Genomic DNA, 10240 nt, shown 5'->3' on the forward strand with positions numbered 1-10240 from the left:
TATGTGTCTGTATCTCGTCTATGGATACGAATGGGGGGAAATATGCCAAAGTGGGCTGCAACGTGCACCGCATTGTACACCAAACCTTGAAACTGTCAAATTCAACTTTGCACCGCATTACAAACGTTTGTTAGGACACGTTGAAAGTGGGCGCGAGGCAGAGGGGGAGTGAAAAAATTTTGTGTTTGACAGTCTTCCTTTCATTTTGTATAATGCGAACACCATTCTTGCTTTACCGATGTGGTTTGCTCTTGGGTTGAGGCTGCAGGTTGGTGAAGGAGCATTCACAATGCGTACTCACGGACGCCATTTGCGATAGCACCACAGGTGCACCATTGATGCGCGTCAAAGACCAGACGCGTTTTTTGTTCAGAGAGACAGCGCATTGCTCTTTCACCGCCCGCACTCCGTTTTGGATTTCGCGGGCGTTTTGCTTGCCAAACCAAAGGGCACGCAGGCGGTAGAGCGCAAATCCTAAGAAGGAGTAGAGTACACGTGAGTGAGTTTACAGACGCGCAGCAAAACGACAAGCAGTCATCTCCGATGTGGCAGTACCTCGAACAAGAGGAGTACGACTATCGCGAGCCCGAACCTGGTGATATCGTCGAAGGCGTTGTTGTGCGCAAATCCAATTCGGAAATTTTGATTGACCTCGGCCTCAAACGAGAAGCCGTGGTCACCTCGCGCGATATTGACAAGATGCCGCGCGAAGATTTGGACGCTATCCAGATCGGAGATACGGTCAGCGTCTTTGTCACGGCCAAAGAGGACGATGAGGGGCGTCGTATCGTCTCCATCAATCTGGCGATGATGCAAGAGGATTGGCAGCGCGCTGAAGAGATGGCCGAAAGCGGCGAAATCTTTGAAGGCGAGGTCATCAGCTACAACAAAGGTGGTGTGATTGTCCCCTTTGGTCGGCTGCGCGGTTTCGTGCCTGCGTCCCAATTGGTGAGCGGTGCGGGGCAGTCCTTCCAGGATCGTTTGCAAGGCCTGGTTGGCAAACGGCTCAAGCTGAAAGTGGTGGAAGTGAACGCCCGCCGCCGCCGCTTGATTTTCTCCGAGCGTGCCGCCATGCGCGAAGTGGAGCAGGAAGAGAAAGAAAAGCTGCTCGAAACGCTTCAGCCTGGCGATGTGCGCAAGGGGGTTGTGACCAATCTGCAGCCGTTTGGCGCATTCGTGGATTTGGGGGGCGCGGATGGCCTCATTCACGTGAGCGAGCTGGCATGGCACCGTGTGAAACACCCGCGCGATGTGCTTGAAGTCGGGCAGGAAGTTGAGGTGTATATCCTCAAGGTTGACCGTGAGAATGACCGCATTGGGTTGAGCTTGAAACGCTTGCAACCCGACCCCTGGTCGCAGGTGACGCAAAAGTATTCGGTGGGTGATGTCGTCGAAGCCGAGATTACAAACCTGACCGAATTTGGTGCGTTTGCTCGCATTGAAGATGGCGTTGAAGGGCTTATCCACATTTCAGAGTTGGATGACAAGAATGTGGGGCATCCGCGCGAGATCGTGCATCGTGGTCAGCGCGTGCAGGTGCGCATCATTAGCATTGACACGGAACGCCAGCGCATTGGCCTAAGCCTGAAACGCGCCAATGAAGAAGAAGGCGAAGCAAGCGCCGAAATGAGTGAAGAGGCGTCTCCTGTGGCGGAAGAAACACCGACCACGGAAGCGGCAACGGCCACTGAGGAAGTCGAAACGCCTGAAACGCCCGAAACGTCGGAAGAAACCGAAGATGCCAATTCCTCGGCTGAAGAAGAAGCAGCCGAGTAAGAGGAAAAAATTCACGACAGAAGGGGGGTGTTGCGTCAGTGACTGTGCGTCTTCGCCCGGGCGAAAGCCCAGATAGCCTGTTGAAGCGTTTCCGCAAGGAAGTCGCGCAGGCGCGTATCCTCAGCACGTACCGCAAAAAACGCTGGTACATTAGCAAGAGCGAGCAGCGCCGCAAAGAGCGCAAGAAAGCGCTCCGCAAAATGCGCCGAAAGATGTTGCGCGCGCAGCAGCGCCGCCAATATTGATTCATCGGTGAATCATGCGAAAGCCCACCTGGAAACGGGTGGGCTTTTTTTATGGTTGGTATGGTGGGTGCAGCGGAGATTCAACGCCAAGCGTGTGCGTAATGAGCGGCGTTACGTCTATCAGGCTGTGCGGTTCAAACGGAACAGCGCCTTTCAGCAGACAAAGCGCCGGATTGAGCGTGTGATGCTTCGTGGAAAGGTCTTCAAAGTTCCCGTGGTCGCTCACGATGATCACGAGGGTCTCATCGTCGGTGTGTGCGAGCACGGCGGCCAAAAAGGCGTCAAGAAGAGCGACATGCTGGCGTGCGGCGGCCATATCGCGGCGGTGTCCGAGATGGTCGGTGGTAAAATGTTCAAACGCGGTGAATGTGGTTTGTTGCGCCAGGTGGGCGAGCCGCTTGCCGGCTTCTTCGGGTGAAAGCAGGGGAATGGCGGGATGTGCGGCGTGCCAGTGATGGTTGGTGATGAATGCCGAAAGGGCTTCGCCTTGGAGCATTTCATCTGCGCTTCGCAAAGAAAGGCCGGCGGCAAGCGCGGCTTGGGTCATCGTTGTCCGTCGGGCGCGCCCCCGCGCGACGCGTTCAAGATAAAAGGGGGGAAAGGCGTTGGCAAAGGCAACCTCGTAGCCTGCATGGCGCAGGCGCGTGAAGATGTTTTGGTTTTCCAGAAGTGGACGCAAAGCGGCGGGTGGGAATGGCCCTGCATGCTTGCCCAACAACGCAGCGGCGTTTGCGCCCGTCAGGAGTGTGGTGGTGCCGGTGCCGCTTTGTGGAATGCCCGGTACGCCGAGTTGGGCGTCAAGTGCGAAAAGGTGGACGTTGTCATATGTGGCCACGTGCCCTGTCATCGCCGGTTTGAGCGCAGGGGCGAGCGTGAAATGTTCCCCAAAAAGTCGTTGGAGGTTGGGCAATGGGGTGTGAGCGAAAGGGTTGTCGGAATGCGGCGGCGCGAGCCCGACACCGTCCAGGAAAATCAGCAAAATGTGATGAATAGCGTGGTGCGAAGACATGGTGCGCTCGTTCATATGTTTGCAATGCGTTGGCTTCATGCTACAGTTGCCGCGCATTGTAGCATGGTTACAAGGAGACTCCAATGGCTGAATTTCTGGCGGCGTTTTCAACCGGGTTGTTGGCAACCATTAGCCCATGTGTGTTGCCGCTCTATCCTGGCTTTCTGGCGTATTTGGGCGGGCATGGGCGCGAAGGACGCCAACCAGCCAATACCTTTGTGCTTGGTATTTTTGTGTTGCTGGGCGTCCTTTCCATGATGATAGCCTTAGGGGCGCTGATTGCGGCTTTGCAGGTTTCGGTTGGGCGCGCGCTCGTCTTCATTACCCCGCTGGCGTATGTGGTGTTGATTGTCCTGGGGGCGTTATTACTGACCGGCCGAAACGTCTTTTCGTGGGTGGCAACCATTCAAGTGCCGGTGTTGCGCAATCCTTACGCGTCAGCGTTTGTGTATGGCGTGCTGTATGGTCCGATTGCGTTGCCGTGTAGTGGCCCTTTGCTGGTTTCAATTTTTGCGCTCAGCCTCACGGTAGGGGAATTTGTACGCCAATTGGCGCTGTTCGGTATCTTTGGGCTGGGGTTTGGTTTACCCTTGTTGGTGCTGGCCGCTTTGGGGCGTGCTCGTCAGCGCCAGATGATTGGCTTTTTGGTCCGCTATGAGCGCCCATTTCAATACATTTCGGGCGTATTGTTGATTGCGATAGGGCTTTTCGGTTTCTGGGAGAGCCGGGATGCGTTAGCCTTGTATCTTGGTTGGTAAAACAGTCGTAACTGCAAAGGTGGCGACGTGTTTTTATGAACAAGCAGACCCCTTCGACACAGAAAAAGGAACTTTCGTTCGAGGAAGAACGTGCGTTGGTAGAGCGGGCGAAGCACGACCGCGAGGCGTTTGGCGAGTTGTACGATCTCTACTTTGATCGCGTGTATCAATACATGTACTACCGCGTTGGCAACCATGAAGACGCCGAAGACCTGACGGCGCGGGTCTTTTATCGCATGCTCAAGGCGCTTCCACGCTATGAAGCAACAAACGCCCCTTTTGGTGCGTGGGTTTTTCGGATTGCGCACAATTTGGTGGCGAACTGGCATCGCGACCAGAAACGGCGCCGCTTTCTTTCGTTGGATGATTTGCCCCTGTGGGGGGCGCGGGATGAAAAGCAGGAAGAGCATTTGGAACGCGGGTTGGAGCAGGAAGAAGTCTTCCGGTTGATTCATGATTTGCTGCAAAGTCTGCCTGAAGACCGACAAACGTTGTTATTTTTGAAGTTTTATGCAGAGATGAGCAACGTCGAGATTGGGAAGGTGTTGGGACGCACAGAAGGGGCTGTCAAAGCCTTGTACAATCGGACCTTGCGTGCTTTACGCAAGCAAGTGCAACAGCGTGGAGTGAGGAAGCGCCCATGGAACAACGACTCAACATCGTAACTGATACAACGTGTGTGCTCCCCGATGCTTTTTTCGAGCAGTATCCGATTGTGCGGGTGCCTACGTGGGTGCATTTTGGCGAACAAGGGTTTCGCGAGATTGTGGATATCAGCACGGAAGACCTCTTTGCGCGCGTCGAACAAACGCGCATGATTCCCAAAACTTCGCAACCCACACCCGCCCAATTTGTTGAAGTGTATCAATCGTTGCCGCCCGATGTGCCGATTCTCTCCATCCACCTTTCCTCATTTCTGAGCGGGACTTTTCGTTCAGCAGAATTGGCGGCGGCGGAATGCCCTGATCGGCATATTTTGCTGTTCGATAGCCGCGCATTCCACTTTGGGCTGGGGTTTATGGTGTGGGATGCCCTGGAACAGGCGGCACAGGGCGCGGCGCTCGATGCGATTATGGCGCGTTTGATGTGGCGACGTGAGCATACGTTTCTGGCTTTGACCCCCAAGACGCTCGACTATTTGCGTTTGAGTGGACGGGTTTCGATGTTGCAGCATGCCTTAGGCGCTATGCTCAATGTCAAACCGATTATCTCGCTCAAGGATGGGCGCTTGATTGCCGATGGGCGCACGCGCACACGCAAACGGGCATTGGCCGAAATTGTGGAACGCGTGGCGCGCGCGGTAACGCCGGAAGACCGTGCGGTCTGGGTGGGGATTGCGCATGCCGGCGTGCCGGAAGAAGCCGCGTGGCTCAAGGAACAGATTGAGGCGCGGGTCAATGCGGTGCGTTGCGTGGTTGGCGGCTTGACGCCGGCGGTCGCGGTGCATGGCGGACCAGGGGTGATTGGCGCGTTTCTGACGCCGGCCGAACCGGCGCCCGAAGAATTGGAAGTGGTGATGGGAGGTACAAATGAGCGACGTACTGGATTGGCTTTCTGACCAATTACACACACAATCCCGCACTGCACGACGCCAGTGGGTGCGTCTGTTCCCCGCGGAAGCGGGCGAATTGCGCGAGTGGATTGCGCTCATTGAGTTGCTGGAATGGTTCTTTGGGCGCTTACCGAAAGCGAATCCGGCGTTTCGCGCTCAGTTGCGTGCTGAATTGATGCGTATCGATGATGACGCCCTGCATGCGCTTGATGTTGAAGAAGCGCCCACCGTTTCTGGCGGCGCCTGGCGCAAATGGGGCGTCGGCTCGGCGGCGGTGGTGGTAGCGGGGGCGATCGTTTGGTGGCGGCGTTCACAATCGGATGCCGCCTGACCAATTCAGCAGTAGCGGCTTTTCATGGGCTTTCTGACTTCTGGAAAGCCCTTTTTTTGTGAGCGTCAGGCCTCCCAATCTTCCGCAATTTGCGCCAGTTGGTGGGGATTGCAAATGCAAATCTGCTCGCGGCTACTCTGGATGAAACCGGCTTCTTGCCATTTGCTGAGCGTGCGGCTTACGGTGTACAACGTTGTGCCGCTCATTTCAGCAACGTCCTTGCGGGTGAGTGTCATGTCAATGAGAATTCCGTCGGGGGTTTTCTTCCCCATTTGGCGCGCCAGGCGCAACAAGGCGCGCGCAATGCGTTGCTCAACCCGCTCGGTCGTGATTTCACGCAGGCGGGCGATGGTTTCGCGCATATACTGCGCCATAATCTGCATCCCGTTGAGGGCAAGTTGCGGGTATTTGAGCATGAGGTGGCGAAATGTTTCGCCTTCCCAACCAAGCAAGGTCGTCTCTTCCACCGCATCTGCCGCGACCGGATAGGGAATGTTGCTCAATACGGCCACAATGCCAAAGGCTTCGCCTTCTGTGAGGAAGCGGACGATGACTTGTTGCCCTTCAGGGGAAAGTTGGGAAAGGCGAATGCGACCACGTTCGACGATGTAAAACGCGGTGGCTGGGTCATCTTGATAAAAGAGAAACGCGCCTTTTTCAAGTGTGCGCGTATGCGCGTGCTGGAGAATATCCTCTAACGCACGTTCATCAATCTGCCGGAAAAGAGGTTGTTGTTTGAGCAGGTGACTTGGTACCATGGCGCAAGGTTTTCGTGTCGTGTATGCTTGCTTGTGAGCATATCCAGTTCTTGAACAAAGACAAGCCGAAAAGAGGAGAAGCACGATGTTGCCATTTGGACATGTTGGAGCTGGTCTTCTCTGGGGGCGATGGATCGCGCCGCGGGTGCGGCATCTTTCTGCCGCTGAAGTGAGGCGCTTGGGTGGGCTGGGGGGCGTCTTGCCGGATATTGACTTGCCTGTGGGGCTTCTCTGGTATTGGTGGCGAGAACGGCGCATAGAGATTCGTCATCATCAATGGCCGACGCATACGCCGCTGTTTCATCTTGCGTGGCTCGTGTTGGGGTACACGTGGGCAACGCTCCGTCGAAACCGGGCTTTGCAAGAACGTATTTTGGTGCTGGGCGGCGCGGCGTGTCTCCACATTGTGCAAGATGTGGTTGGCACTGGTGATGGTGTGCAACTATTTTACCCGCTGAGCCGCCGTCATCTCGGTGTGGGGCTGTTCAACTGCCATGGCCGCGATTGGTTGCGTGGCTATGTGCGCAGCGCTTTCTTTTGGTGCGAACTGGTTTTTGGGCTGTTGGGGCTGATTGTGTGGCGGTGGCCGCAGAAGTATGACAAAGAGCGTGTATTGTTTGGGGATGGGGAAGGCTTTTCGTATCATACGGGTGCGAGCCCAAAGATGTAAGGAGTTGTTTTTATGCCCTCTTTGACGCAGCCTTTGAAGTATCTCGCGCATCCGCTTGATGTTGTTCGTTCATATGACCGCCGCCATTTGCGCGATGATTTCATCGCAGGCTTGACGGTCGGCGTGATTATGCTCCCGCAAGCCATCGCCTTTACGCTTATTGCCGAATTGCCGCCCCAAATGGGGCTGTATGCTGCTGTTGTGGGTTCTATCGTTGGGGCATTGTGGGGCTCTTCACGTCAAATTCAAACCGGGCCGGCGAACGCGATTGCGCTGTTGACGGCTTCGGTGCTCAGCGTTGTGGCTGACCCCGGTTCTGCGCTCTACATTCAGGCTGCTGGTTTGGTGGCGATTATGGCGGGCGTGTTGCAAGTGGCGCTGGGGCTGGCGCGCCTGGGGATGCTGGTCAATTTCGTTTCGTATTCGGTGATTGTAGGGTTCACAGCAGGCGCCGGTGTGTTGATTGCCGTCAAGCAAGTGCGCCCTTTGCTGGGTTTGCATTTTCAATCGGCGAACATTGTTCAAACATTGCTGAATATCCTCACTCACTTGCCTGATACACACCTACCAACCGCCGCCATTGGTCTGGGCTCAATTGTGCTCATTCTTCTGGTGCGACGTCTCAACCGCCGTTTGCCGGCGCCTTTGATCGCCATGATTGTTGCGTCGGGATTGGTGCTGGCGTTTCATCTGGAAGCACTCGGTGTTGAGGTTGTGGGCGACTTACCGCGCTCATTGCCCCCGCTCACCATTCCCCCCTTGCGCCTCGATTTGATTTCGGAGTTGTCCACCGGTGCGTTGGCGATTGCTGCTATTGGCTTGGTGAGCGCCGCAGCCATTGGTCAGGCGCTCTCCAACCAAACGGGGCAACGGATTGACAACAACCAGGAATTTGTAGGACAGGGGCTCGCCAACATTGCGGCGGGCTTGTTTTCGGGGTATCCGGTGGCGGCGTCCTTTTCGCGTTCGGCTGTCAACCTGGAAGCAGGCGCCAAAAGCCCGTTCGCTTCGATTTTCGCCGGCTTGTTCATGCTGGTGGCCATTTTCGTCCTTACGCCATTTGTGGCGTTTGTCCCGATGGCGGCGCTTGCCGGTGTGTTGATGGTGACGGCGTATAACCTGATAGACTTTGCTGAAATTCGGCGTATCGCACGCGGGGCGCGCGGAGATGCCGTGATTTTGTTTTCGACCCTGCTGGGGACGATTTTTTTGCGTTTGGAGTTTGCCGTCTTGCTGGGGATTTTGCTTTCATTTGCCCACTATATCATCAAAACCAGCGCCCCGGTGGTCCACGCCGTCATTCCCGACCCCGAATTTCGCCGCCTGGTGCAAGATGATTCCCGACCGCAATGCCCGCAGTTGGGCATTCTGGATATTCATGGCGACCTCTATTTTGGCGCGGTCAATCACATCGAAGAAGCCATTGAACGCCATCTGGCGGAACACCCTTCGCAACGCTTTTTGTTGTTGCGCATGCACACAGTCAATGTGGCCGATTTTAGCGGTATTCACATGTTGGAGCGGCTTGTCGAGAAAATGCGCGCCCAGGGGGGCGATGTCTATTTGACCTACGTGCGCCGCCCCTTATTGCGTGTGTTGGAGTCCACCAAGTTTTTGGAAACGATTGGCGAAGACCATATTTTGTGGGAGCGTACCGCAATTCATACCTTGTTCTACCATGCTCTTGACCCCAATGTGTGCATTTATGAGTGCCCGGTGCGCGTTTTTCGCGAATGCCAAAACCTGCCACGTTCAGTTATTGTAGATACGGAGATTGCTGAGCGTGCTCGCGAGATAGAACCGGTCCAGATTCCTGCGGTTGACCCAGCCACATTGTGGGATTTATTGCACACAGACAGACCGCCGCTTGTGGTAGATGTACGTGAGCCGCGCGAATTCCGCCGAGGGCATATTCCCGGTGCGTTGCTTGTGCCGCTTTCGCATTTGCTGGCTGGCGAAGTGCCTGACCTGCCCCACGATCGCACGCTGGTGCTTGTCTGTCGCATGGGGCGGCGTAGCCCACGTGCCGCGGCGTTGTTGCAACAATATGGCTACACGGATTTGTTGATGCTAGAAGGCGGTATGCTAGCGTGGGAAGCCGCGAATTTGCTCGAAGCCTTCAACATTGCCGATGTAGAGGAGATAAAGGTATGAAGCCTGAAGCACGCAATTTTGGGCTGGAACTGGTACGCGCGACCGAAGCCGCCGCTTTGGCTGCCGGCGCCTGGATGGGGAAGGGAAATATCGTCACCCCGGATGCCGAGGCGGCCAATGCGATGTACGATGTGTTGAACAGCGTTGAGATGGAAGGGTACGTTTTGCTGGGGGAAGAGCGCAAAACGGGGGAAGAATCCCCCTTGGCGACTGGCCGCCGTGTTGGAACGGGAGACGGTCCCAAGATGGATGTGGTGGCTGACCCCATTGATGGTCGCAAATTGGTGGCACAGGGCTTGCCTGGAGCGCTTTCATTTGCCGCCATAGCACCATATGGAACGATGTGGCGTCCGCGCCCCGCGGTTTACATGGAAAAATTGATCGTCAATCACGAAGCCGCTTCTGTTTTGGTGCCGGAATGCCTGGACGCACCCGCCGCCTGGACATTGGCGCTTATTGCGCGCGCGAAAGGGAAGCAAGTGGGCGACCTGGTTGTTTTCGTGCTGGACCGTCCACGCCACCACGATTTGATTGCCGAAATTCGCTCTGCCGGGGCGCATATCATGCTGCGTAGCGATGGCGATGTGGCTGGGGCGATTCTGGCGGCATTGGCTGATGACCGCGTGGATGTGCTGATGGGGATTGGGGGTGTTGTCGAAGGCACGTTGGCAGCTTGCGCGGTGCGCGCCATGGGCGGAGGCATGCTGGGGCGTCTGGCGCCGCAGACGAAAGCCGAGTATGAAGCCGTGACCGCGGCGGGTTTGGATTTGAAACGCGTGTTTACTTGCGCCGATATCGTCCAGTCGGATGATGTCTATTTTGCGGCAACGGGCATTACTGACGGTCCTCTGCTTGATGGTGTTGTGTATAGCCGCCATGTGCGGCATACGCATTCGCTGGTTTTGCGGGGGGTGAGCCGCACGCGGCGCGAAATTCGCACGGAGCATTGGTCAGAATTTTTTGAGAAACGACTATGCTGAGCAGTAC

11 protein-coding genes are annotated in these 10240 nt (G+C 55.9%); 9 read left to right on the forward strand and 2 right to left on the reverse strand.

The genetic code is table 11. The features are described from left to right. Positions 1-495: 495 nt before the first annotated feature. Together SE16_RS02295 and rpsU are read left to right on the forward strand one after the other, a co-directional pair. The gene (locus SE16_RS02295) at positions 496-1776 is read left to right on the forward strand and encodes a 30S ribosomal protein S1 (RefSeq protein WP_200907169.1); all 1281 of its coding nucleotides are present in this window, start codon (positions 496-498) and stop codon (positions 1774-1776) included. Between the two features lie 38 nt (positions 1777-1814). Beyond that, positions 1815-2021 carry a 30S ribosomal protein S21 gene (rpsU, locus tag SE16_RS02300; RefSeq protein ID WP_054491876.1) on the forward strand — a complete coding sequence of 69 codons (207 nt, stop codon included), beginning with the start codon at positions 1815-1817 and terminating at the stop codon, positions 2019-2021. A 49-nt stretch (positions 2022-2070) separates the two neighbouring features. On the opposite strand, the gene SE16_RS02305 is transcribed toward rpsU, so the two are convergent. Beyond that, on the reverse strand, positions 2071-3045 hold the full coding sequence (locus tag SE16_RS02305; RefSeq protein ID WP_161804501.1) for an alkaline phosphatase family protein: 975 nt from the start codon (positions 3043-3045) through the stop codon (positions 2071-2073). Positions 3046-3113: 68 nt separating this feature from the next. On the opposite strand from SE16_RS02305, the gene SE16_RS02310 reads away from it, so the two are divergent. Genes SE16_RS02310 through SE16_RS02325 form a run of 4 tightly spaced genes read left to right on the forward strand, consistent with a single transcriptional unit; the run spans position 3114 to position 5671 of the window. Beyond that, a complete protein-coding gene (locus SE16_RS02310) occupies positions 3114-3788 on the forward strand; it encodes a cytochrome c biogenesis CcdA family protein (protein WP_054491878.1) in 675 nt (224 codons plus the stop codon). A gap of 35 nt (positions 3789-3823) precedes the next feature. Next, positions 3824-4453, forward strand: coding sequence for an RNA polymerase sigma factor (locus SE16_RS02315; RefSeq protein WP_054491879.1), 630 nt, complete (start codon positions 3824-3826; stop codon positions 4451-4453). Further along, positions 4429-5346 carry a DegV family protein gene (locus SE16_RS02320; protein WP_054491880.1) on the forward strand — a complete coding sequence of 306 codons (918 nt, stop codon included), beginning with the start codon at positions 4429-4431 and terminating at the stop codon, positions 5344-5346. The genes SE16_RS02315 and SE16_RS02320 overlap by 25 nt, the downstream gene beginning before the upstream one ends. Next, positions 5318-5671 (forward strand): hypothetical protein, encoded by a 354-nt coding sequence (locus tag SE16_RS02325; RefSeq protein ID WP_054491881.1) that lies wholly within the window; start codon positions 5318-5320, stop codon positions 5669-5671. The genes SE16_RS02320 and SE16_RS02325 overlap by 29 nt, the downstream gene beginning before the upstream one ends. 65 nt (positions 5672-5736) lie before the next feature. Here SE16_RS02325 and SE16_RS02330 read toward each other — a convergent pair whose 3' ends face one another. Beyond that, entirely contained in the window at positions 5737-6429 is a 693-nt protein-coding gene (locus SE16_RS02330) for a Crp/Fnr family transcriptional regulator (protein WP_054491882.1), read from the reverse strand. 85 nt (positions 6430-6514) lie between these two features. Here SE16_RS02330 and SE16_RS02335 point away from each other — a divergent pair, with 85 nt between their 5' ends. From SE16_RS02335 to glpX, 3 genes are read left to right on the forward strand one after another with little or no spacing between them, the layout of a single operon-like run. Further along, positions 6515-7099 (forward strand): metal-dependent hydrolase, encoded by a 585-nt coding sequence (locus tag SE16_RS02335; RefSeq protein WP_054491883.1) that lies wholly within the window; start codon positions 6515-6517, stop codon positions 7097-7099. 12 nt (positions 7100-7111) lie between these two features. Then, a complete protein-coding gene (sulP, locus tag SE16_RS16455) occupies positions 7112-9253 on the forward strand; it encodes a sulfate permease (protein WP_054491884.1) in 2142 nt (713 codons plus the stop codon). Further along, positions 9250-10233, forward strand: a complete 984-nt coding sequence (gene glpX, locus SE16_RS02345; protein WP_054491885.1) for a class II fructose-bisphosphatase — start codon at positions 9250-9252, stop codon at positions 10231-10233. The genes sulP and glpX overlap by 4 nt, the downstream gene beginning before the upstream one ends. Positions 10234-10240: the final 7 nt, after the last annotated feature.

It is taken from the genome of Ardenticatena maritima (assembly GCF_001306175.1).
GTDB classification, from domain to species: Bacteria; Chloroflexota; Anaerolineae; order Ardenticatenales; family Ardenticatenaceae; genus Ardenticatena; species Ardenticatena maritima.

What these genes read in the sequence shown, in the direction of transcription:
- SE16_RS02305 (WP_161804501.1), bottom strand. Translation starts at nt 3,045, where the DNA reads ATGAACGAGCGCACCATGTCTTCGCACCACGCTATTCATCACATTTTG.
- SE16_RS02310 (WP_054491878.1), top strand. Translation starts at nt 3,114, where the DNA reads ATGGCTGAATTTCTGGCGGCGTTTTCAACCGGGTTGTTGGCAACCATT.
- SE16_RS02315 (WP_054491879.1), top strand. Translation starts at nt 3,824, where the DNA reads ATGAACAAGCAGACCCCTTCGACACAGAAAAAGGAACTTTCGTTCGAG.
- SE16_RS02320 (WP_054491880.1), top strand. Translation starts at nt 4,429, where the DNA reads ATGGAACAACGACTCAACATCGTAACTGATACAACGTGTGTGCTCCCC.
- SE16_RS02325 (WP_054491881.1), top strand. Translation starts at nt 5,318, where the DNA reads ATGAGCGACGTACTGGATTGGCTTTCTGACCAATTACACACACAATCC.
- SE16_RS02330 (WP_054491882.1), bottom strand. Translation starts at nt 6,429, where the DNA reads ATGGTACCAAGTCACCTGCTCAAACAACAACCTCTTTTCCGGCAGATT.
- SE16_RS02335 (WP_054491883.1), top strand. Translation starts at nt 6,515, where the DNA reads ATGTTGCCATTTGGACATGTTGGAGCTGGTCTTCTCTGGGGGCGATGG.
- sulP (WP_054491884.1), top strand. Translation starts at nt 7,112, where the DNA reads ATGCCCTCTTTGACGCAGCCTTTGAAGTATCTCGCGCATCCGCTTGAT.
- glpX (WP_054491885.1), top strand. Translation starts at nt 9,250, where the DNA reads ATGAAGCCTGAAGCACGCAATTTTGGGCTGGAACTGGTACGCGCGACC.